The sequence below is a fragment of the Blattabacterium sp. (Periplaneta americana) str. BPLAN genome (assembly GCF_000093165.1).
In the GTDB taxonomy this organism is placed as follows: Bacteria; Bacteroidota; Bacteroidia; order Flavobacteriales; family Blattabacteriaceae; genus Blattabacterium.
The window spans coordinates 304,399-328,646 of sequence record NC_013418.2 but is presented as its reverse complement, the minus strand read 5'-3'; the positions used below and the strand labels follow the sequence as shown (position 1 = coordinate 328,646).

Sequence of the window (24,248 nt, the reverse complement as noted above, 5' to 3'; positions counted from 1 at the left end):
ATCTATATCAGGGCTAAATGAATCACATCATTCATGTCTCTAACATAATCAAAGGTTAATCCCTTTAAGTGGTCTTGTTTAATTTCTTCTACATCTTTTTTATTATCCTGTGAAAGGATAATTTCTTTTATATTAGCCCGTTTAGCAGCTAGAATTTTCTCTTTTATTCCTCCCACAGGAAGAACCTTTCCTCTTAATGTAATTTCTCCTGTCATAGCTAAATGAGGCCTTAATTTTCTTTTAGTATAACTTGATACTAGAGAAGTTAACATAGTAATTCCTGCAGATGGACCGTCTTTAGGGACAGCACCTTCAGGAACATGAACGTGTACATTTTGTTCTTCGAACATTTTAGGATCTATGTTAAAATCCTTATAATGAGCTTTAATATATTGCAAAGCAATTGTAGCAGATTCTTTCATGACTTCTCCTAAATTTCCAGTAATACTTAAATTTCCTTTTCCCTTGGACAAACTGGATTCTATGTATAAAATATCTCCCCCAAAATTAGTCCAAGCTAAACCTGTAACAACGCCTGGAACTTTATTTTCTTCATAACGATCCGGATCATTTGGAATTCCCAGGATTTCCTCTATTTTTTCAATACTTAAACGTTTCACATATTTCCTATCCATAGCAATATGCTTAGCGGCATAACGTGCTAATTTAGCCATATGTTTTTCCAGAGTTCTCAAACCGGATTCTCTGGTATAACTTTCTATAACTTTTTCAATTTGTTGAGTTCCAAGTATCAAATCTGATTTTTTCAATCCATTTTCTTTCAACTGTTTAGGAAGGATATGTTTTTTGACGATTTTGGTTTTTTCCTCTACCGTATATCCATTCATCTCTATAACCTCCATTCTATCTATAAGAGCTGGTTGTATATTAGAAAGAGAATTTGCTGTAGCGATAAACAATACTTTGGACAAATCATAACCCATTTCCAAAAAATTGTCATAAAATGAGGTATTCTGTTCTGGGTCCAAAACTTCTAACATGGCAGAAGAAGGATCTCCATTCGCTCCTAAACCCATTTTATCAATTTCGTCAAGAACAAAAACAGGATTGGAAGTACCTACCTTTCTGATGGATTGCAATAACCTTCCCGGCATAGCTCCAATATAAGTTCTTCTGTGACCACGTATTTCAGACTCATCGTGTAATCCACCTAAAGAAATACGTACGTATTTTCTTTTAAGTGCAGTAGCTATAGATCTACCCAAAGAAGTTTTTCCCACTCCAGGTGGACCATAAAAGCATAGAATAGGGGAACGCATATCTCCTCTTAATTTTAAAACTGCCAAATATTCTATAATACGTTCTTTAACTTTTTCCAACCCGTAATGATCTCTATCTAATATTTTCTGAGCAAATTCTAAATCAAAACTATCTTTTGAGTATTTTCCCCAGGGGAGATCAATCATCAATTCTAAATAATTTCTTTGAACAGTATATTCTGGCATTTGAGGATTAGTCCTTTGCATTTTTAGTAATTCTCTATCAAACTGTTTTTTAGCTTCTTTAGACCATTTTTTTCTGGAAGATTTTGCACGCATTTCATCAATCTCTTTTTCATAAGAAATATCTCCTAACTCTTCTTGTATAGCTTTAATTTGTTGATGTAGAAAATATTCTCTTTGTTGTTGATCCATATCACTACGAACACGGGACTGAATATCGTTCTTTAACTTTATTTGTTGATGTTCTACGTTCAGAAAACGCAGCGTCTCCATGGCTCTCTTTTTTAAATCATCGTACTCTAACAATTTTTGTTTGTCTCTAGTAGCCAAATTCATATTGGCTGCTACAAAATTGATTAAAAAAGAAGGGCTTTCTATATTACGAATAGCAATGCTTGCTTCTGATGGAATATTTGGATTATCCTGAATAATTTTTATGGCAATTTCTTTGATGGATTCTACCAAAGCAAGGTATTCCTTATCTTTACAAGAAGGTTTTTTTTCTTCTAAAGCTAGAATTTCTGCTTTAAAATATGGATCTTTTTGAATAAAACGACTGACTTTAAATCTTCTTTTTCCCTGTAAAATAACAGTGGTATTTCCATCAGGCATTTTCAATAACTTCAATATTTTAGCCACTGTTCCTATAGAGTATAAATCTTTTTCACTAAGATTTTCTATTCCTGAATTTTTCTGTGTTAATACCCCAACAGTTTTATCCAATCCATAAGCATCTTGTAATAATTGGATAGATCCACTTTTTCCTGCTATAATGGGAAAAACAATTCCAGAATATAAAACCATATTTCTCACTGTTAATATACATAATTGTTTCGGAATGTCATCTTTAAGAAACTGATCTTCTTCATCTTGACTCATTAAAGGAATAAATTCTGCTTCAGACTCGAATCCAGATTCGGTAAATATATTTTTTAGTAACATAAAAAAATAGATTTCTTACTTAAATGAGGATTCCTATCCTATTCTTTACTATTCTAGAGGAACCACCACCTTAAATATACTGTTTTCTATATGAAAAAAAAAACCCTAATGGCGGACTTATTTTCTTTTGAAGAAACGATTATTTAGTATGAAAAATTGATTTATTTTTCTTTTTTTTCTTGTTCAAGGAGTTTAATAAAAATATCTTCCGTTAAAATTTTTATATGGTTTTTTTTCATACATCTTTCAAGTTTAGAACCAAAGTTTTTTCCTACAACAATAAAATTAATTTGGTTATTCACCGTATGAAATACTCTTCCTCCTAAAAGTTCTACCAAGTTTTTAGCCTTATTACGGGTCATACTGGACAGTTTTCCTGTAAATAAAAAAGATTTTCCTTCAATAGGAGAATATTGGTTTTTTACAGGATTTTTTTTATAGAAATCGGAAAAATTTAATCCATGTTTCATCAGGTTTTCCACAATTTTTTTGTTCTCTTTAGTGAAAAAATAAGTTTTTATACTTTCGGAAATTTTTTTTCCTATTCCTGAAATAGAGGTTAATTGAGCTTCATCCGCCTGTATTAAGGAATTTATATTTAAAAATTTTTCTGTTAATTTTTTAGAAATATATTCTCCTACATGAGGAATTCCTAAAGCATATAAGACTCTTTGAGAGGGATTATCTTTGGATTTTTCTATGTTCTTTATTAAAGAATCTGCTAATTTTTCTTTCACTCCATCTATTTGAAGAAGTTTTTCCCTTTTTAATTGATATAAATCGGAAATATTATATAAAAAACCTTTTTGGTACAATTTTTTTATCATTTCATTTCCAATTCCTTTTATATTCATAGCTCTTTCACTCACAAAGTGTTGTATTTTTCTCATGTTTTGAGAAGGACAAAAATTATTTGGACAGTAGAACGATTCATTTTTTTTTCTTAAATGGCTCCTACATGAGGGACATTTTGTTAAGAAATATATAGGAGAGGCATTGATTAATCTTTTTTTTAAATTTATTTTAGCTACTTTAGGAATAATATCCCCTCCTTTTTCTAATAAAAGAGCATCTCCATAATGAATCCCCATTTTTTGAATAAAATGATGATTATAAAGCGTCACTCTTTTCACTATTGTTCCAGAAATTTTTTTTGGGATCACCTCGGCTACAGGAGTAATGATTCCAGTGCGTCCTACTTGAAATTTCAGGTTTAATAATTTTGTCTCCGATAATTTTTTTGGTCTAAATTTGTAAGCTATAGCCCAACGGGGATATTTATTCGTATATCCTAAAAGGGATTGATTCTGATGTTCATTGACCTTAATGACTATTCCATCAATTTGATAGGGAAGTGTTTGTTTCCATTGACTCCAATAGTCCAGAAAATGAAATATCTCCTTGATTTTTTTACAAAGTAAAACCTTTTCTGATATTTCAAAACCCCAATTCCGTAGGGTTTGTAAAGCTTGATATTGTGTATCAAAAGGCAAATTTTTTCCCCTTACAGAGTATACGATACAAGATAGAGTCCGTTTATATACTTCTTTACTATTCTGAATTTTCAGAGTTCCACTTGCCGTATTTCTAGGATTAGCATAAGGATTCTTTCCACTTCTTGTGCGTTTCGCATTAATTTCTAAAAACTTTTTTATAGGAAGAAAAATCTCTCCACGTATTTCAAGATATTCCGGATGGTTTTCCCCTATTAATTTTAGGGGAATGGATTGTATGGTCCGTACATTTTCTATGACTTCTTCTCCTTTTTTTCCATCTCCACGAGTCACAGCATGAGTTAAAAAGCCGTTTTTATAAATTAAATTAATAGAAACTCCATCATATTTTAGTTCACAGACAAAAGAAGAAGAAATGGATTTCTGAATCCTTTTTTTCCAAGTCATTAACTCTTTCTTAGAATAGGTGTTTTGAAGAGAGTACATTTTATATTTATGATAATAAATGGAAGAATCTGCATATTTTTTTCCCTCTACTCCTATTCTCAGAGTTGGAGAGCTAGGATCATAGAATTCTGGATGTTCTTTTTCCAATAGAAATAATTCTCTTAATTTTTTATCAAAATTGTAATCAGAGATCTCAGAAGTATTCAGGGCATAATATTGATAATTATATTCTGAAAGTTTTTTTCTTAGCTGATATATTTTTTCTTTGATGTCTTTTTGATTTCTATCCTTTTTCATGTTTTTTTGTAATATATAGCACGAATCATTCGAAAAAAACCTTGGAAGTCTCTTCTAATTTCTAAATTTCTGAATCCTTTTTTTTTCATAAATTCAATGAAATCTAAATGAAGAAATTGATTTATTTCAAAATAAACACATACTAATACTCCAGTAAATTTTTTTTTGATCCAGGAAAGAATTTTTTGATAAAAAATGAATGGGGTCTCATCAGGAACAAATAAAGCTTGAAAAGGTTCATATTGAAAAATATTCGGATGCAATAATTTTTTTTCAGAGATTCTTATATAAGGAGGATTACTTACGACAATGTTAACAGGATATTTTTTTAGAATGGGAAGAGAAATTAAATTTTGCAATATATCCACTTTTTTAAAAAAAATTTTTTCTTTGTGAAATTTTGAATTAATATTTGCTATAAAAAGACTTTCAGAAGAAAGATCTACGGCATGAATATGACGTATTTTAGGAAGTTTCTTTTTTAAAGTAATCCCAATACATCCACTTCCTGTTCCAAGATCAAATACTTGAACGTTTTCACTATTTTTTTTGTGATTCTGTATAATCCAGGATACAAGTTCTTCTGTTTCTGGTCTTGGAATAAAGACTTTTTCATTAACTAAGAAATCCATTCCAAAAAAAGAGGTCTTTCCAATTACATACTGAATGGGTCTATTTTTTTTCAATTCCCATAATTTTTTTATCAATTTTTTGTAGATATAATCTTCTATTTTTTCTTTTTTACTTAATTTTAAGATAATTGTTGTTTTATCACATTTAAACACGTGGGTAGTCAGCAAAAAAAAGAGACTTTCTAACTCTTTAGAGTCTGGATAAACTTCTTGAAGAGCCTCATAAAATAGATGGTAGAATTTATCGATAGACATTCTACAATGTACGAATTAAAAAAAAATATTTATTTTTTCTACCTTAGTTTAGTATTAGAATTTTTTTTTCCTATGTTAGATGAAGATACCATTGTTGCTTTGGCTACTCCTATGGGATCAAGCGCTATCTCTGTTATTCGTATTTCTGGAAATAATTCCATATCCACTGTTGAAACAATTTTTGTTTCCGTTATATCTGGAAAAAAACTAGAAAATCAATCCACACATACTCTTCATCTAGGGTCTATTGTGGATGAAAATGTTTTATTGGATCAAGTATTAGTATCTATATTTAGATCTCCTTCTTCTTACACAGGAGAAAATATGATAGAGATATCTTGTCATGGATCTTATTATATTCAACAAAAAATATTGCAATTGCTGATTAAAAAAGGATTACGTTTAGCTCGTCCTGGAGAATTTACATTTCGTGCTTTTTTAAATAAGAAAGTAGATTTATCACAAGCTGAAGCTATAGCAGATCTTATTTTATCTGAGAATCAAGCTGATCATGAAATATCTTTGCAACAAATAAAAGGATCCTTGACTCATACCATTAAAAATTTACGAAAAAAATTATTGGATTTTGCATCTCTCCTAGAATTGGAATTGGATTTTTCAGAAGAAGATGTGATCTTTGCTAAAAGATCAGAACTTTTTTCTTTCTTAAAGGATTTAGAAAAAACATTAAAAGATTTAATTGAATCTTTTTCACTAGGAAATGCGATAAAAAAAGGAATCTATGTAGCTATTATTGGAGAACCAAATGTAGGGAAATCTACGTTATTTAATTACGTGATTAAGGAGAACCGTTCTATCATATCTCATATAGAAGGAACTACTAGAGATAGTATAGAAGGAGAATTTGTTTTGAATGGGATCCATTTTCATTTTGTGGATACTGCAGGAATTAGAGAAACTAAAGATCCAATAGAAATAATGGGAGTTCAAAAAACGATGGAAAAAATACAAGAATCTCAAGTTCTCTTATATCTTTTTGAAGCCTCTACCAAGGAGAAAAAAAAACAGAAAAAAATTCTTCATGAAATTCAACTTCTTCACAAGAAATATCCACTGAAAAAAATTTTAGCTATTGCTAATAAATCAGATGTCTCCTCTTTTAAAGACTTCTACAAGATAAAGTCAAAGATTCCTTATTTTTTTGAAATTTCTGCAAAAAATCATCACGGAATAAAAAAAATGCTCTATACTTTAAGTAATTTATTCATAAAAAAACTACAAGAAAAAAATATTATTGTGACACAAAACAGACATTATGAAGCTTTGAAAAAATCTTTAGAAGAGGTTTTTCTAGCTCATGAAGCTTTCAATAAAAGGGTTTCAGAAGATTTAATTTCTATACATATTAAAGAAGCTTTGCGGTATTTAGGAGAGATAACAGGAGAAATAACAAATGAAGAGATCCTCAAAAACATATTCTCCAAATTTTGTATTGGAAAGTAAGATTCATGATGCAAAAAAAACACAATCTTGTCAGAGTTCGTTTTGCTCCTAGTCCCACAGGTCCATTACATTTAGGTGGAATAAGGACCGCTTTATACAATTATCTTTTTGCTAAAAAATATGGAGGATCCTTTATTCTTAGAATAGAAGATACGGATCGAAAAAGATTTGTTCCTAATTCTGAATCCTATATTATGGAAACATTAAAATGGTGCCAGATAGAACCTGATGAAGGAGTTGGTTATGGAGGAGTTCATCTCCCTTATCATCAATCTCAACGTGGAGATATTTATCGTTTCCATCTTTCTAAATTATTAGATAAAGGGCATGCCTATTACGCTTTTGACACAGATGAGGAACTTTATATAAAAAAAAAGGAATATCAAAATCGTGGATTAACCTTTTCCTATAATGCGAGTATAAGAATGGGCATGAACAATTCCTTGACCATGACGAAAAAACAATTATATACAAAATTAAATTCTGGTTTTTCCTATGTGATTCGATTTAAAATTCCACCTGGAGAAAAATTGAAAATGGAGGATATGATACGTGGAAATATTGTAGTCAACACAGATAGTTTAGACGATAAAATATTGTTAAAATCTAATGGAATAGCTACTTATCATTTAGCTAATACTATAGACGATCATTTAATGAAAATCACTCATGTGATCAGAGGAGAAGAATGGCTGCCATCTATGTCTTTACACTTATTATTATATCGTGCTTTTGGTTGGATTCCGCCTAGTTTTGCACATTTACCTTTAATATTAAGAGAGGATGGAAAAGGAAAACTTAGCAAAAGAAACGTAGAAAATTTAGATTTTCCTATATTTCCTTTACAATGGCAAGTTCCAGAAACTAAGACGATTATTCCAGGATACAGAGAGCTAGGATATTTTCCAGAAGCTTTCGTTAATATGTTAGCTTTGTTGGGATGGAATCCTGGAATACAAAGAGAAATTCTTTCCTTACAAGAATTAATTAATTTCTTTTCTTTAAAAAGAATCACTAAATCTGGAGTTTATTTTAACCTCAAAAAAGCCAATTGGTTCAATAAACAATACTTGAAAAAAAAAAGGGGAGAAATATTTTCTTATCTTTCTATAGAACTGCAAAAACGTTCTATTTCCTATGAAATAGATTATTTATATAAAGTCATCCATCTCACAATCGATAGGCTACATTTTGTCCATGAAATTTGGGAACATTCTTTTTACTTTTTTATTTCTCCTAATTCTTATGAATCCAGTTCTTTTAATCAAATTTTTCATCAAAATATCATTGATCAATTAGAGTCTTGTAAAAAATCATTATTAAATATTCCTCAATTTACATCCGTAAATTTGAGATTATTATTTCAAAAATACAATCAAAAAAATAGACATAAAATGATGAAAATATTTCGTTTAGCTTTAGTAGGGAGCCTAAAAGGGACTGATCTTTTCATGATTTTTGAAATGTTAGGAAAGAAAGAAAGTATCCAACGGATAGAGAAATTAATGAAAAAAATAAGAGAAAATATCTAGATTTTTTTGAAAAAAGAACATAAAAACATAGATTTATACTTTCGAAAAAAAAAATTCCAATGCTGAGACATTATGAAAATATCATGATAATCACTCCTATTTTGTCTGATGATCAAGCAAAAAAAACGGCAAAAGAGTATGAAAATTATCTTATCCAAAAAAATGGAAAAATAGTTCATCAGGAACATTGGGGATTAAAAAAATTAGCTTATCCTATTCAAAAAAAACAAAGTGGATGTTATCATTTATTTGAGTTTTTATTAAGTTCTAATTTAGTATCTGATTTAGAATTGAAATTAAGACAAGACGAACGTATTTTACGTTTTATCACTGTAAAATTAAATAAAGATGGAATAGAATATGCAGAAAGAAGGAGAAATAAATTATTAAAAAAAGACCAAGAATTATGATTTTAGAAGAGGAGATCAATCAAACCCATCATAATACAAAACAACAACAAGGGGGAGACAGCGATTTAAGATACTTATCTCCTCTTAAGATAGAAACTAAAATAGAAAAAAAATATTGTTATTTTAAACAAAGAAATATTAAGTATATAGATTATAAAGACCCTATATTTTTGATCAAATTTCTGAATGCGCAAGGTAAAATATTGCCACGTCGTATTACAGGAACTTTACAAAAGAATCAAAATAAATTAAATGCGGCTATAAAAAGATGCCGACAAATTGGACTTTTACCTTTTGTTACAGATGACTTAAGATAAAAAAATGAAAATTATTCTCAAAAAAGACGTGGAAAATTTGGGGTTTCAATATGATGAATTAAATGTGAAACCAGGATATGCTAGAAACTATTTAATTCCTAAAGGGTATGCTATTATCGCTTTACCTGGAGAAGTGAAAAATATTCAAGAAATATTAAAACAACGCTCTAAAAAGGAAAGTTTTTTCATTGAGAAATCCAAAGAAATAGAAAAAAAATTAAAACAATTGACTATAAAAATAACAGCTAAAGTAGGAAGAGGAGGAAAATTGTTCGGTTCAATTAATAATCAAGAATTGATGGAAGCTTTGCACAAAGAAGGGATTTCTATAGAAAAAAAATTTATCAGAATTCCTGGAAATAAAGTTATTAAAACGATTGGAAAACATCAGGCCTGTATACGTTTACATCGTCAACGGGAATTTCCCCTAAATTTTGAAGTAGTAGCTGACTAATTTATTAAAGTGTCATATAATAAGAATAAATTGAGTATCACGATAATGACGGTGATAATCCAAGCTAATATTTTTAAAACAGGTCCATTTACAAATGATCCCATTTTATCAGAATTTCCTGTAAAATTTACTAAGGGAATAATAGCGAAACTTAATTGTATTGATAAAATAATTTGACTAATTATTAGTAATTCAGCAGTTCCTTTCTCTCCATAAATAATAGAAGTAATCATAGCTGGAACAATAGCGATGAGTCTTGTTATTAATCTTCTTATCCATGGTTTTAATCGAATGTGAAGAAAGCCTTCCATTACAATTTGTCCAGCTAAAGTTCCAGTAAGTGTTGAATTTTGTCCTGAGGCTAGTAAAGCTAAAGCAAAAAAAATTCCAGAGAGACTAGAACCGAGTATAGGGGTTAAAAGTTTATGTGCGTCCATAATATCTGCTACTTCTGTATGTCCATATCTATGAAAAGTAGCGGAAGATATAATTAATATAGCCGCATTGATAAAAAAAGCTAAGGATAAAGATAACGTACTATCTATAGTGGCATATTTTATGGCCATCTTTTTCCCTTCAATAGTACGTGGATAATTCCTAGTTTGTATAATACTTGAATGTAGGTATAGATTATGAGGCATGACTGTCGCCCCTAGAATTCCAATAGATATATAGAAAGAATGCGAATTTTTTATTATTTCCGGATTAGGGATAATTCCTTTTAAAATGGGAATAATTTCTGGTTTAGAACTAATAATTTCAAAACTAAAACAAACTAAAATTGTAAAAATTAACGCAGCAACTACACTTTCAATGTATCTGAACCCTTTATATTGAAAAAATAAAATAAGCAAAACATCTATAGCAGTAATTAATACCCCCCATGTTATGGGAATCCCAAAAAGCAATTTTAAGGCTAACACAGAACCAATAATTTCTGCTAAATCACAAGCAGCAATAGCTACTTCACATAAAATCCATAAGATAAAACTAATAAATGGGGGATAATGGTCTCTACAAGCTTGTGCTAAATCCCGTTCACAAACAATTCCTAATTTAAGAGCCAAATGTTGTAAGATTATAGCAAAAAGATTGGATATAAAAATAACGGATAAAAGCATGTATCCAAATTGAGCTCCTCCAGCAATATCTGTTGCCCAATTTCCTGGGTCCATATATCCAACGGCAATCAATAATCCTGGTCCAGTGAAAGCCAATAATTTTTTCCATTTTCCCTTTTTTTGAGGAACAGAAACAGAAGAAAAAACTTCCGAAAGGGAAGGATACTTATTCTCTTTTTTCCATCCTTTTATAGAATACCTATTTTTTGGCATATAAAATAAATATGAAATGAAAATATAAAGTTAACCGTTTTCCTTGTTTTTATTTGCGTGGAAGTCCAATAGGAATGGGAAAATCCATTCTTATTTTCCTGAAAAAAAACAGAATGAAATTGCATAAAATCAAATTATTTTATACCTTTGATCTGTACGTACTATATTATGTGTGTGTAGATTGATTAGATGAAAAAAATAGCTATACAAGGGGTAAAGGGGTGTTTTCATCATGCAGCAGTTTCCAGATATTTTGAGGGTTTTCATTATAAATTGATGGAGTGTTCTTCCTTTAGAGAAGTTGCCAGTTCCGTGGCTAAATCCGATGTGGATATTGGAGTGATGGCTATAGAAAATACCATAGCGGGAACTATTTTGACAAACTACAGTCTTTTATCTGAATACAATTTAAGAATAGTGGGAGAAGTCTACATGCCTATACAACATCATTTAATGGCTTTTCCTGGACAGGAAGTAAAAGATATTAAGGAAATTTATTCTCATCCCATGGCTCTTTTACAATGTGAATCCTTTCTAGAGGAACATTCTGATATAAAAATCTCCAAATACTCGGATACGGCAGCTGCCGCTAAATACATTTCTAAATGTAAGAAAAAAGGTTTAGCGGCGATTGCCTCTGCAGATGCGGCTAAAGAATATGGGTTAGAAATCATTTCTAAAAATATACAAACCATTACAAGGAACTTTACCAGATTTTTTGTCATTAAAAATTCTTCGAAAAAAGAAAATAATTTTAATAAAGCTTCACTAAGATTCAAAATTTTACATACTACTGGAAGTTTGTCTCAGATTTTGAGTCTTATATCCAGTCTTGGAATTAATATGACTAAAATACAATCTATTCCTATTATACAAAGACCTTGGGAATATTCATTTTATGTAGATATTATATTCAATAGCATAAAAGATTATGAGATGATGAAAGAACGTATACAAAAAATTCCATGTCTTCATAAATTTTCTATTATGGGAGAATATAAAAATGGTAGAATCAGATCTTAATGATTGGAGCAGCAAAAAGAATGCATCAAATATCGGAATACTTCTTTTCCGAAAAAATGAAAGAGATTCATCTTCTTGAAGAGAAGGGGATAGGAGTGATTAATTTAGGAATTGGAAATCCGGATCTTCTTCCTCCAAATGGGGTGATTTATAAAATGAAAGAAGCATCTGAATTGGAGGAGGCAAACACTTATCAAAGCTATATCGGAATAGAAAATTTGCGTAAAGCCATGGCTGATTGGTATGGAAAGACCTATCAAGTGAAAGTGGATTATAACAAGGAGATATTGCCTTTAATGGGGTCTAAAGAGGGAATTATGCATATAAGCATGTCTTATTTAGACAAAGGAGATCAAGTATTAATCCCAAATCCAGGATATCCAACTTATTCCTCTATTTCTAAACTTTTCGAATCGGAAATTATTTATTATGATCTTCAAGAAAGCAATGATTGGTTCCCAAATATCCCCTTTTTGGAAAAGAAAAATCTGTCTAAGGTAAAGATTATGTGGATCAATTATCCTCATATGCCTACAGGCGCCACTATTACTTTTGAACAGTTAGAAGAAGTGGTTTTTTTTGCTAAAAAAAACCATATTTTACTTGTTCATGATAATCCTTATAGTTTCATCTTAAATAATCAACGTCCATTGAGTATTTTTAATATTAAAGAAGCTAAAGATATTGCTTTAGAATTAAATTCTTTAAGTAAAAGTTATAATATGGCAGGATGGCGTGTTGGAATGGTAATAGGGAACCCTGAATTTATTCAAAATATCATAAAAGTAAAAAGCCAAATGGATTCTGGGATGTATTATCCTATACAGATTGGGGCTATAGAAGCCATGAATCATGATTCAGAATGGTTTAAAAAACTGAATACAGAATATTTAAAACGTCAAAAAATTCTATGGGACATATGTGATCGTCTATATTTAGAATATAGGAGAAATAGTTCTGGAATCTTTGTTTGGGCAAAAATTACAGATGTAGATAAAAATGATCGTGAATGGTCAGAGAAAATTCTAAAAAATTATCACATATTTATTACACCTGGAAGCATTTTTGGGGATCAGGGAAAAGGATATGTAAGATTGTCTATGTGTCGTCCTGTAAATACTTTGGAAGAAGCAAAAAATAGAATTATTTCATGAATATTGGAATTATAGGATTAGGCTTGATCGGTGGTTCGATGAGTTTAGGGTTACGAAAATCCAATTTTGGAGATAAATACCTAGGAACAGACTCTAATCAAGAAAATGCTTTGAATGCCGTAAAACTTGGAATTGTAGATGAAATAATCCCTTTACAGGATCTGATTCTACAATCTTCCGTTATCATTTTATCTATTCCTGTAGATGGGATCGAAAAAATCCTTCCAATTATTCTCAACAAAATCAGGAATGACACAGTTATTTTAGATACGGGATCTACAAAGTATGATATTTGTAATCGGGTTTTTTCTCATCCAAAAAGAAGTCGTTTTGTGGCTACACATCCTATTGCAGGAATTGAAAATTCTGGACCTATTTCAGCTTATTCAGATCTTTTTTATAAAAAAAATTGTATTTTTTGCGATTCTGAACTCAGTGCTCCAGATGCGATTTCTATGACAGAAAGAATTTACTCTACTATGAAAATGCGTAGGATTTATTTAACCTCTAAAGAACATGATTTTTATATTTCCTATGGATCTCATTTACCTCATGTCATCTCCTTCTCTTTAGCTAATACAGTTTTAAAAAAATTTGAAAAGAAGGAAGATATTTTTAATAATATGATGGGAAGTGGATTGTATTCTACTACACGTTTGGCGAGAAGCAATCCTGAAACGTGGTTACCTATTTTTATTTCTAATAGAAAAAATTTGATTCAAGCTATAGATGCTTATATGAATCATTTAAAAATAGTTCGTAACTATTTAAGAAATAAAGAATTTCATAAAATTGATCAGTATATAAAAAAGGCAAACGATATAAAAAAAAAATATGTATAAATTAAATGTATTGTGATGGAAAAAGATATTCTGAATAATAGTATAGACAGATCTTGGATTGAAAAATTTGATAAACCTCTAACCATATCTGGTCCTTGTAGTGCAGAGAGCGAACAACAAATAATGGAAACCGCTAGAAAGTTAGATCCATCCTATGTACAAGTATTTAGAGCAGGGATATGGAAACCTAGAACTAAACCAAATAATTTTGAAGGGATAGGGGTACAGGGACTTAAATGGCTTAAGAATGTAAAAAGACGTACAGGATTAATGGTTTCTACAGAAATAGCTAATGCAGAACATGTAAAATTGGCGTTATCTTTTGATATAGATGTTCTTTGGATAGGAGCAAGAAGTACGGCCAGTCCATTTACGGTTCAAGAGATAGCAGATTCTTTAGAAGGGAAAGAAGATAAAATTATTTTAGTAAAAAATCCTATACATCCCGATATAGAATTGTGGATAGGAGCTTTAGAACGTTTTTTAGGAAAAGGGATAAGAAAGTTAGGTGTGATACACCGTGGTTTTTACACTTATAAAACCTCGAAATACCGTAATCAACCGAACTGGAATCTTTTGTTCAATTTTAGGAATCTTCTTCCTAGAATTCCTGTGATATGTGATCCTTCACATATTTGCGGAAATAAAGAAGGAATTTTAGATATTGCAAAAACTGCTTATCATTTTAAATATGATGGATTGATGATAGAAAGTCATTGTGATCCAGATCATGCATGGAGTGATGCTCAACAACAGATTACTCCGGAAAAACTTTTAGAAATGTTAAAACAGTTGACCGGTTCTAATACATGTCATGAGAAAAATCAGAATAATTTAGATTCTTTAAGAATATTTATTGATGAAATAGATGAAAATCTTATTGCTCTCTTAGCAGAAAGAATGAAAATTTCCAAAAAATTAGGAACCTTTAAGAAATCCGCAGATATAACGATTTTTCAACCAAATCGATGGGATTCTATTATGAAAAAATATCTAAAATTAGGTAAAAGTTTAGGGATTTCGGAAGAACTCCTTGAAGGGGTTTTCAAACTATTGCATCAAGAATCCATGAATATTCAAAATAGAATCTAATTCTAGAATGGATGAAGGAAAAGTTCAAAGATCAGATCCGTCATCAAAGAAAAAAAAATGGCTTATTTATTCACTAGCGAATCTGTTTCAGAGGGACATCCTGATAAAATTTCTGACCAGATATCGGATGCTATATTAGATCATTTTTTAGCATATGATCCAGAAGCAAAAGTCGCTATAGAAACTTTAGTGACCACAGGGCAAATCATCTTATCTGGAGAAGTAAATTCTAAAAATTATGTAAATGTTCAGAAAATAGCTCGTGATATCCTTAGAAAAATTGGATATACTAAAAATGAATACAGGTTCAATGCTGATTCTTGTGGAATACTTTCTGCTATTCAAGAACAGTCTATGGATCTATTACAGGGGATAAGAAGTTTGAATAAAAGTGATCAAGGAGCTGGAGATCAGGGAATTGTATTTGGTTATGCCATTAAAGAAACAGAGAATTATATGCCTCTCTCATTAGAGATGTCACATCATCTCCTAAGGGAACTTTCTTCTATACGAAATGAAGGAGAAAAAATGCCTTATTTACGTCCAGACGCTAAATCTCAAGTAACTTTAGAATATTCTGAGAAGAATGTCCCTATACATATTCACGCGATTGTTATTTCAACTCAACATGATGAATTCGATACAAAAGAAAGAATGCAGGAACGAATAGTTCAAGATATTAAAAATATTTTGATTCCAAGAGTCAAGAATCTCTTCTCTAAGGAAATTAAAAAATTATTTACGGATAGAACAAAATATTACATAAATACTACAGGGAAATTTGTTACTGGAGGACCTCATGGAGATACTGGCCTTACCGGAAGAAAAATTATTGTGGATACTTATGGAGGGAAAGGGGCTCATGGAGGAGGAGCCTTTTCTGGAAAAGATCCTTCTAAAGTGGATAGATCTGGAGCTTATGCGGCTAGACATATTGCTAAAAATCTTGTAGCAGCAGGAATTGCAGATGAATTGTTGATACAAATATCCTATGCAGTTGGAGTGTCGGAGCCGATGGGGATTTATGTAAATACTTATGGAACCTCTAAAAGAAAACTTCTTGATGAAGATATTGTAGTAAAGATTCAAAAAATTTTTGATTTACGTCCTTATGCTATCACAAAAAGATTAAAATTACGTCAACCAATATATGAAGAAACAGCTGTATATGGACATATGGGGAAAAAACCAAGAAAAGTATGGAAATGTTTTTCGGATATAGAAGGTCATCAAAAAAAACAAGAAGTCGAACTGTTTACCTGGGAAAAATTGGATTATTTGCCTGTGATCAAAGAAGTTTTTAACATGGAATAATTCTTCAAAAAAAAATAGGTATTTTTAGTTAAATTTTTCATTTCACTATGTCTTACAATTTATTGAAGGGAAAGAAAGGAATTATATTTGGTGCTTTGGATGAAAATTCTATTGCTTGGAAAGTAGCAGAACGTGCTTATGAAGAAAAGGCGTCTTTTATTTTAACCAACACTCCTGCCTCTTTGAGAATGGGGAAAATTCATGAATTATCTCATAAGACAAAATCTAGAGTGATTCCGGCAGATGCTACTTCTATTGCGGATCTTAATTTTTTGTTTGATAAAACTTTAGATCATTTTGGAGGAAAAATAGATTTTCTTTTGCATTCCATAGCTATGTCCATAAATATTCGAAAAGAATGTTCTTACACATCTCTTAACTATGAATTCTTGAAAAAGGGGTGGGAAATATCTGCCGTATCTTATCACAAGATCATGCAAACCGCATGGGAAAAAAACGCAATGAACAAATGGGGATCTATAGTGGCTCTCACATATATTGCTTCTCAACGGAGTTTTCCTCATTATGGAGATATGTCGGATTATAAGTCCTATCTGGAAAGCATTACACGGAATTTTGGTTATCATTGGGGAGTTAAAAAAAAAGTTAGAGTAAATACAGTTTCACAATCTCCTACTATAACTAAAGCAGCAAAGTCTATTAAAGGGTTTCACAAATTTTTTCTATTATCTGAAAAAATATCCCCTTTAGGAAACGCATCTGCACAAGATTGTGCAAACTATATCATTACACTTTTTTCGGATTTGACAAAAAAAGTGACGATGCAAAATTTGTATCATGATGGAGGTTTTTCTAATACCGGCATTAGTGAAACGATGATTTCTTGATTACTTGCTCCTATTCGTTGAGAAAAAATATCTAAAATTAGAAACCAAATATAATATCATATGAAAAGAATTATTGCTCCATCTCTACTTTCAGCAGATTTGGCCTTTTTATATCGTGATATAAAAATGTTGAATGAAAGTGAAGCGGATTGGTACCACATTGATATTATGGATTCCTCTTTTGTTTCTAATATTTCTTTTGGAAGCTCCTTTGTAAAATCTGTCAAAAAATATGCCAATAAAAATAAATCCATGGATGTTCATTTAATGATTATGCAACCGGAACGCTACATAGAACAATTTAAGGTATGTGGAGCAGATCACTTACATATTCATTATGAAGCTTGTATTCATTTAAACAGGACTATTTTTTCTATTAAAAAATCTGGAATGAAAGTGGGGATAGCAGTCAATCCTCACACTCCAGTTTATCTTTTACAAGATATTATTCAAGATATAGATTTCGTTTTGTTAATGAGCGTCAATCCTGGGTTTAGTGGACAAAAGTTTATCAAAAAAACCTATCAAAAACTAGAAGATACTAAAGATTTAATCTTAAAAAAACATTCTTCTGCGCTTATAGAAGTGGATGGAGGGGTGAATTTAGAAAATGCTTCTTTATTGTTCAAAAATGGAGCGGATATCTTAGTAGCAGGAACTACTATTTTTTCTAATGAAAATCCCCAAAAAATGATTCATAGAATGAAATTTGGAAAAACTTAATTTTTAGTCTATTCAGATAAGATATCATGATATCTAAAGAAACTATAAAAAGAATATTTTCCGTTTCTTGTATAGAAGAAGTCATTGGAGATTTTATTTCCTTAAAAAAAAGCGGCTTAAATTATAGAGGACTTAGTCCCTTTTCCAATGAAAAAACTCCGTCTCTAATAGTTTCTCCTATAAAAAAAATATGGAAGGATTTTAGTTCTGGAAAAGGGGGAAATATTATCACTTTTCTTATGGAACACGAAAATTATACTTATGTAGAATCATTACATTATTTAGCTAAAAAGTATGATATTAAAATTCAGGAAGAAAAGAAAAATACATTTATTAGGAAAATAGATCATGAAAATTTATACTTAATACAAGATTATGCAAAATGTTTTTTCATGAAACAATTGTCTTACACAAAAGAAGGTCAAGAAATAGGATTGATTTATTTGATGAAACAAAGAGGTCTTAATATGAAAATAATTCATCAATTTGAATTGGGTTTTGCACCTTCCTTTTGGACAAAATTTACGGAAACCGCTTTAAAAAAAGGGTTTCAAATACAGGATTTAAAAAAATCTGGTCTTACTGGATTCAAAAGATCTAATCATTTTGACTGTTTTCGTAAAAGAGTGATGTTTCCCATACATGATCTATCAGGAAGGGTTATAGGATTTGGAGGTAGGAAAATTGATAATTCTTCACGTTCTATCAAATATTTAAATTCATCCGAAAACGATATTTTTCAAAAAAGTAAAATTTTATATGGTTTATTTCAAGCTCAAAAAAATATTTTAAAAGAGGACCTTTGTTATTTAGTAGAAGGATATACAGATGTCCTTTCTCTACATCAATCTGGAATAAAAAATGTAGTTTCCTCCTCTGGAACTTCACTAACCATAGATCAAATCTTGTTAATCAAGAGATTCACGAAATCTATCGTTCTTTTTTATGATGGAGATCGTTCTGGTATTCAAGCTTCTTTAAGAGTGATTAATATGATCTTGGAACAAGAGATGGATCTACGGATATTATTTTTTTATAACGGGGAAGATCCAGATTATTTGGCTAAAAAATATTCCTCTTCTCAATTAAGAGAATTTTTAGGAAAAAAAAGTTATCATTTTATTTCTTTCAAAAAAAAAATATATGAAAAATTCCACCAAGATGATCCCATAAAAAAATCCTTTTTAGTTTCGAATATTTTGAAGAGTATTTCAAAAATTCCCAATCTTCTTCAAAGGGAATTATACATACAAGAAACTTCTAAGTTATTCCAACTTCGTCAAGAAGTTCTAATTTATGAATTGGAACGAATAAATAAGAAAAAAAAACTATATAAAAAGATTGAGAATCATCCAATTCGCCTTAATTCAGAAAGAAATAATACTCTTCTTCTCCTTGAAGAAAAATTGATTCAGCTGATTTTGAATTATGGGAATAAAATATTTAAAAAAGGAGGGACCCATACTACTACGGTTTTCGAAGAAATATTCCATACTTTTCAAGATTATAATTTTCGTTTTTCTTTGGATTCTCATCAAAAAATATTTGATAAAATCTGTTTGCAAAAAGAAAATCTAGAAAAGAACCCTTCTTTTGTTGTAGAAGATGAAAAAAAGAAAAAATCTTATTCATTATCCCAATGGAATAGAAAAGGAATTGAAGTGTCCTCCCAAGAAGAAAACATAGATCGATATCTCATGGACATTTTATTGAGATATAAAACCCAATATATTTTGAAATTAATTCAACAAGAAATCCGTAATTTTCAGAAAGAAATACGAAGGGATAAGAATCAAATGATTCTAAAAAAAATCATGTATTTAACAAATTTAAAAAACGAACTTAATAAGAAGTTACATAGATATGTCTAAAAAAAATAGCCTAATCCTATTACAGAAAATAAAACAATCCTTTTGATTTATTTTTGATTCTTATAAGAATTTTGGTAAATTCGTGCATATAAAATATCGAAAAATGAATACATTAATTGCAAAGAAAGCGCCTAATTTTACAGCTAGTGCGGTATTGAATGGAAAAGATATTGTAAAAAATTTTACTTTAGAAAAGTTTCAGGGAAGTAAATATGTCTTGCTTTTTTTCTATCCCAAGGATTTTACTTTTGTCTGCCCCACAGAAATATATGCCTTTCAAGAAAAAATGAAGGATTTTGAATCCAGAAATGTGCAAGTTATTGCGATATCTACGGATACAGAACAATCCCACTGGGCCTGGTTACAAATCCCAAAAGAAAAAGGAGGAATATATGGGGTCACTTATCCTCTTGTTTCTGACATAAATAAAACCATATCCCATAACTATGGGGTTTTATCTGGAGATTGGATTTTCGATAAGGAAGAGTTAAAATCCACTGGAGAACTTATTGCTTATAGAGGTTTATTTTTAATAGACAAACAAGGAATCATCCGACATATTTTAATCAATGACTTTCCTTTAGGTAGGAATGTCAATGAAGCCATTCGTATGATAGACGCACTTCAGTATTATGAAAAAAGTGGAGAAGTTTGCCCAGCAAACTGGATAAAGGGAAAAAGAGCTATTAAGGCTAGTCATCGTGGACTTTTAGATTTTTATTCATCTTCAGATGAATAGAAAAAAAATAGCATTTTATACAATAGGGTGCAAATTAAATTACGCAGAGACTTCTACTATAGCAAGAAAACTTTCGAATTCAAATTATGAACTTGTCTCTTTCAAGAGTGTCGCAGACATTTATGTGATAAATACTTGTTCTGTAACTGAAAAGGCCGAGAAAGATTTCAAGTATGTAGTACGTTTTTTTATGAAGAAAAATGCAAAAGCTTTTATTATAGCGATAGGATGTTATGCTCAAATTCATCCAAAAGAAATTTCTTCCTTTCCCGGTGTAGATCTAGTTTTGGGAATGAAAGAAAAATTTCAAATAATAGACTATCTTGATCAAGCAAATTTATTCAAAAAAAATCCTGCAAAAATTATTTCAAAGGAAACAAATTCTTATTTTCCCTCCTATTCTATTGGAGACAGGACTCGTTCTTTTTTTAAAATTCAGGATGGATGTGATTACAAGTGTAGTTATTGCATCATTCCCATTTCAAGAGGTTTTTCTCGTTCTGAGAGTATAGAAAATATATTGAAAAATATAAGGTTTCTTTTTAAAAAAGGAATAAAAGAGATAGTGTTAACAGGAATAAATATTGGTGACTATGGAAAAAAGATATATGGGAACCATCCAGGTCGTTCCTATACTTTTTTTGATTTGATACAGGCTATAGATCAAATCAAAGAAGAGGGAAGAGGAAGAATACGTTTATCTTCAATAGAACCTAATTTATTGAAAGAGAAATGTATTGAATTTTTATCGAAAAGCAGGCTTTTTATGCCTCATTTTCATATTCCTTTGCAATCTGGAAGTAATTATATTTTGGGAAAAATGCAGAGACGTTATAGACGAGAGCTTTATCAAGAAAAAGTACAATACATCCGTAATTTAATCCCGGATGCTTATATAGGTTCAGATATCATTGTTGGATTTCCTGGAGAAACACATGAACATTTTTTAGAAACTTATCATTTTTTGAAAAAATTAGAAATTTCTTTTCTACATATATTTCCCTATTCTCAAAGACCAAATACAAAATCTCTTTCCATACAGAAAAAGGTCTCTCCAGAAGTACAAAGAAAACGGAAAATAATATTAAGAGTTCTTTCCAAACAAAAATATCGTTCTTTTTGTGAAAAACAGATCCATACGAAAAAAACCGTTTTGTTTGAAAATAATTCTGTGAATCACGGATATTTGTATGGATATACGGAAAATTATATTCGAACAAAAATCGATTCGAATCCCTTATTTGCAAATACAGTACAAGATGTGCTACTAACGAAAGTAGATCAAGATGGGGTCGTGATAGCTAAATCTGTTATAGAGGATGAATGAATTCTACATTAAAAATTTCTTGAAAAGATTTTTTTACTAAATGTTTTACCTCGGAAAAGGAGATATGATTTTGTAATTCTTTCTTTAAGGAAGTTACTTCTTTATTGAAAATTCCACAAGGAATGATATGATCAAAATATCGTAAATCTGTATTTACATTTAGAGCAAACCCATGCATAGTAACCCAACGACTCATTCTGATTCCTATCGCACATATTTTCCTAGATATTCCATTTTTTATTAACCAAACTCCTGTTTTTCCTTTTTCTCTCTCTCCTTTTATTCCATAATTTCTTAATAAAAAATGGATAATAACTTCTTCCAAAAGACGTAAGTATTTATGAATATCCGTAAAAAAATAATCCATATTTAAAATTGGATATGCAACCAGTTGCCCAGGACCATGGTAAGTGATATCTCCTCCTCTATCGGTTTGATAAAATCCAGCATCTATTTTTTTTAAAAAATCCGAGGAGACTAATAAATGTTTATTTTTTCCATTTTTCCCTATAGTATATACATGGGGATGTTCTACAAATAGCAAATGTCCAGGTTTTTCTTTTTGAAAAAGTCTATTTTTTACTTTTTTTTGGATCAGGTTATTAAACAATATTTTTTGATATTCCCAAGTTTCTTTATATCCTTTCATTCCTAAGTCCTCGAAAAATAGGATTTTTTTTTTCATCGTTTTTTATTAAAAATTTATTTAATATAATCAAAAAAACAAATGTACCTTCGTATGGTTTATGACTATAACATCCGGGACTCTGCATGAAATGAATAAGGATATTTTTATGCAAAATTTATCAGAACAACAAATTATACGTAGAAAAAAATTAAAGGAACTAAAATTATTAGGTTTAAATCCTTATCCATCAGATGAATATAGAATAAAAATTCCTATTATTAATATACAAGAAAATTTTACAGAAAAGGAATCCATTAGGATAGCTGGACGTTTAATCCGTTTGCGTATTTTAGGAAAGGCTTCTTTTGGAGAAATTAAAGACCATACAGGACGTATCCAAATCTACTTTAAGAAGAATCATTTTGATTCAGAAAAAATAGGAAAAGAAGAATCCTACAATATTCTTTTAAAAAAACTTATAGATATAGGAGATATTATTGGAGTTCAAGGTTTTTTATTTAAGACTAAAATGAATGAAATTACTGTCCATGTCCAGAAGTTAACTTTACTTTCTAAATCTTTACGTCCATTACCACAAGTAAAAGTGGATAAAAATAAAAAAATATATGATGCTTTTTCCAATCCAGAACAACGTTATCGTATGCGTTATGTAGATCTTATTGTGAATGATCATGTAAAAGAAATTTTTTTAAAACGCACTCATATAATACGAAAAATCAGAAATTTTCTGGATGATAAAGGTTATCTAGAAGTAGATACTCCTATTCTACAATCTATTCCTGGTGGAGCCGTAGCTCGTCCTTTCGTTACCTATCATAATTCTCTTGGGATTCCATTGTATTTACGTATAGCTAATGAACTTTATTTGAAAAGACTTATAATTGGAGGGTTTCACGGAGTTTATGAATTTTCAAAAAATTTTAGAAATGAGGGGATGGATCGTCTTCATAATCCAGAATTTACTGTATTAGAACTCTATGTAGCTTATAAAGATTATTACTGGATGATGAATTTTACAGAAAAACTTCTGAAGTGTATTTTTCATCAAATGCAAAAAAATTTTAAGGACATTTTAATAGAAAACGATTCTATTAGTTTTCAAACCCCGTTTCCTCGTATCCCTATATTGGATGCTATTCAAACACATACTGGATTTGATCTTAGAGAGATGGAAGAAGAGGAATTAAGAAAAATTTGTCAAAAATTGCATATAGAGGAAAATTCACAGATGAACAAAGGAAAACTGATTGAAAACATTTTTGAAGTAAAATGTGAAAAACATTACAAAAATCCTACTTTTATTATTGATTATCCTATAGAAATGAGCCCTTTAACTAAAAGGCATCGTTATAAAAAAAATCTATCAGAACGTTTTGAACTTATTGTCAATGGACAAGAAATTGCTAATGCCTATTCAGAACTTAATGATCCTATAGATCAACTTGATCGTTTGCGAGAACAAATTAAATTTTCCGAAAAAAAGGAATCTATGTTTTTGGATAAAGATTTTATACGTGCTTTAGAATTTGGAATGCCTCCTACAGCAGGAATTGGAATTGGAATAGACCGATTAGTGATGTTATTTACAAAACAAAATTCTATCCAAGAAGTTTTGCTTTTTCCGCAAATGCGTCCAGAAAATAAAGTGAAGTAGAGGATAGTAAT

The 24,248-nt window shown here is 30.2% G+C and carries 21 protein-coding genes; 16 read left to right on the top strand and 5 right to left on the bottom strand.

The features are described 5' to 3' along the window. Nucleotides 1-2: 2 nt before the first annotated feature. The 3 genes from lon to BPLAN_RS01545 form a co-directional block, all read right to left on the bottom strand. Nucleotides 3-2,405: an endopeptidase La gene (gene lon / locus BPLAN_RS01555; protein ID WP_012821461.1), complete on the bottom strand. Its 2,403-nt coding sequence runs from the start codon at nucleotides 2,403-2,405 to the stop codon at nucleotides 3-5. Between the two features lie 161 nt (nucleotides 2,406-2,566). Continuing rightward, the gene (ligA, locus tag BPLAN_RS01550) at nucleotides 2,567-4,603 is read right to left on the bottom strand and encodes an NAD-dependent DNA ligase LigA (protein WP_012821460.1); all 2,037 of its coding nucleotides are present in this window, start codon (nucleotides 4,601-4,603) and stop codon (nucleotides 2,567-2,569) included. Continuing rightward, a complete protein-coding gene (locus tag BPLAN_RS01545; RefSeq protein ID WP_012821459.1) occupies nucleotides 4,600-5,490 on the bottom strand; it encodes a HemK/PrmC family methyltransferase in 891 nt (296 codons plus the stop codon). The genes ligA and BPLAN_RS01545 overlap by 4 nt, the downstream gene beginning before the upstream one ends. Nucleotides 5,491-5,562: 72 nt before the next feature. On the opposite strand from BPLAN_RS01545, the gene mnmE reads away from it, so the two are divergent. The 5 genes from mnmE to rplI are packed head-to-tail and all read left to right on the top strand — an operon-like array spanning nucleotide 5,563 to nucleotide 9,667. Next, nucleotides 5,563-6,954, top strand: a complete 1,392-nt coding sequence (mnmE, locus tag BPLAN_RS01540; RefSeq protein WP_012821458.1) for a tRNA uridine-5-carboxymethylaminomethyl(34) synthesis GTPase MnmE — start codon at nucleotides 5,563-5,565, stop codon at nucleotides 6,952-6,954. 5 nt (nucleotides 6,955-6,959) lie between these two features. Next, nucleotides 6,960-8,486, top strand: a complete 1,527-nt coding sequence (gene gltX, locus BPLAN_RS01535; protein ID WP_012821457.1) for a glutamate--tRNA ligase — start codon at nucleotides 6,960-6,962, stop codon at nucleotides 8,484-8,486. Between the two features lie 59 nt (nucleotides 8,487-8,545). Next, a complete protein-coding gene (gene rpsF / locus BPLAN_RS01530) occupies nucleotides 8,546-8,896 on the top strand; it encodes a 30S ribosomal protein S6 (RefSeq protein WP_012821456.1) in 351 nt (116 codons plus the stop codon). Continuing rightward, nucleotides 8,893-9,213 carry a 30S ribosomal protein S18 gene (gene rpsR, locus BPLAN_RS01525; protein WP_012821455.1) on the top strand — a complete coding sequence of 107 codons (321 nt, stop codon included), beginning with the start codon at nucleotides 8,893-8,895 and terminating at the stop codon, nucleotides 9,211-9,213. Before rpsF ends, rpsR begins: the two co-directional genes overlap by 4 nt. A 4-nt stretch (nucleotides 9,214-9,217) precedes the next feature. After that, complete coding sequence (rplI, locus tag BPLAN_RS01520; protein ID WP_012821454.1) at nucleotides 9,218-9,667, top strand: 50S ribosomal protein L9; 450 nt, start codon at nucleotides 9,218-9,220, stop codon at nucleotides 9,665-9,667. On the opposite strand, the gene BPLAN_RS01515 is transcribed toward rplI, so the two are convergent. Further along, nucleotides 9,664-11,001: an Nramp family divalent metal transporter gene (locus BPLAN_RS01515; RefSeq protein WP_012821453.1), complete on the bottom strand. Its 1,338-nt coding sequence runs from the start codon at nucleotides 10,999-11,001 to the stop codon at nucleotides 9,664-9,666. The two genes, rplI and BPLAN_RS01515, sit on opposite strands and share 4 nt — an antisense overlap. Nucleotides 11,002-11,190: 189 nt before the next feature. Between BPLAN_RS01515 and BPLAN_RS01510 the strand changes: the two genes are divergently transcribed. From BPLAN_RS01510 to mtaB, 10 genes are all read left to right on the top strand, one after another. After that, the gene (locus BPLAN_RS01510) at nucleotides 11,191-12,024 is read left to right on the top strand and encodes a prephenate dehydratase (RefSeq protein WP_012821452.1); all 834 of its coding nucleotides are present in this window, start codon (nucleotides 11,191-11,193) and stop codon (nucleotides 12,022-12,024) included. Further along, nucleotides 12,024-13,178: a pyridoxal phosphate-dependent aminotransferase gene (locus tag BPLAN_RS01505; RefSeq protein WP_012821451.1), complete on the top strand. Its 1,155-nt coding sequence runs from the start codon at nucleotides 12,024-12,026 to the stop codon at nucleotides 13,176-13,178. The genes BPLAN_RS01510 and BPLAN_RS01505 overlap by 1 nt, the downstream gene beginning before the upstream one ends. Next, nucleotides 13,175-14,020, top strand: a complete 846-nt coding sequence (locus BPLAN_RS01500; RefSeq protein WP_012821450.1) for a prephenate dehydrogenase — start codon at nucleotides 13,175-13,177, stop codon at nucleotides 14,018-14,020. Before BPLAN_RS01505 ends, BPLAN_RS01500 begins: the two co-directional genes overlap by 4 nt. Nucleotides 14,021-14,035: 15 nt before the next feature. After that, nucleotides 14,036-15,112 (top strand): bifunctional 3-deoxy-7-phosphoheptulonate synthase/chorismate mutase type II, encoded by a 1,077-nt coding sequence (locus BPLAN_RS01495; protein ID WP_012821449.1) that lies wholly within the window; start codon nucleotides 14,036-14,038, stop codon nucleotides 15,110-15,112. Nucleotides 15,113-15,169: 57 nt separating this feature from the next. Continuing rightward, a complete protein-coding gene (gene metK, locus BPLAN_RS01490; RefSeq protein ID WP_012821448.1) occupies nucleotides 15,170-16,426 on the top strand; it encodes a methionine adenosyltransferase in 1,257 nt (418 codons plus the stop codon). Between the two features lie 47 nt (nucleotides 16,427-16,473). Further along, the gene (locus tag BPLAN_RS01485; RefSeq protein WP_012821447.1) at nucleotides 16,474-17,274 is read left to right on the top strand and encodes an enoyl-ACP reductase; all 801 of its coding nucleotides are present in this window, start codon (nucleotides 16,474-16,476) and stop codon (nucleotides 17,272-17,274) included. Between the two features lie 60 nt (nucleotides 17,275-17,334). Then, on the top strand, nucleotides 17,335-17,997 hold the full coding sequence (gene rpe, locus BPLAN_RS01480; protein ID WP_012821446.1) for a ribulose-phosphate 3-epimerase: 663 nt from the start codon (nucleotides 17,335-17,337) through the stop codon (nucleotides 17,995-17,997). A gap of 26 nt (nucleotides 17,998-18,023) precedes the next feature. After that, nucleotides 18,024-19,868 (top strand): DNA primase, encoded by a 1,845-nt coding sequence (gene dnaG, locus BPLAN_RS01475; protein ID WP_012821445.1) that lies wholly within the window; start codon nucleotides 18,024-18,026, stop codon nucleotides 19,866-19,868. A 103-nt stretch (nucleotides 19,869-19,971) separates the two neighbouring features. Next, a complete protein-coding gene (locus BPLAN_RS01470; protein ID WP_012821444.1) occupies nucleotides 19,972-20,607 on the top strand; it encodes a peroxiredoxin in 636 nt (211 codons plus the stop codon). Continuing rightward, nucleotides 20,600-21,934, top strand: coding sequence for a tRNA (N(6)-L-threonylcarbamoyladenosine(37)-C(2))-methylthiotransferase MtaB (mtaB, locus tag BPLAN_RS01465; protein WP_012821443.1), 1,335 nt, complete (start codon nucleotides 20,600-20,602; stop codon nucleotides 21,932-21,934). Before BPLAN_RS01470 ends, mtaB begins: the two co-directional genes overlap by 8 nt. Here mtaB and lipB read toward each other — a convergent pair. After that, nucleotides 21,918-22,619 (bottom strand): lipoyl(octanoyl) transferase LipB, encoded by a 702-nt coding sequence (lipB, locus tag BPLAN_RS01460; RefSeq protein ID WP_012821442.1) that lies wholly within the window; start codon nucleotides 22,617-22,619, stop codon nucleotides 21,918-21,920. The two genes, mtaB and lipB, sit on opposite strands and share 17 nt — an antisense overlap. Before the next feature lie 109 nt (nucleotides 22,620-22,728). Here lipB and lysS point away from each other — a divergent pair, with 109 nt between their 5' ends. Then, entirely contained in the window at nucleotides 22,729-24,237 is a 1,509-nt protein-coding gene (gene lysS, locus BPLAN_RS01455; protein ID WP_041178309.1) for a lysine--tRNA ligase, read from the top strand. The last annotated feature ends 11 nt before the right edge of the window (nucleotides 24,238-24,248 follow it).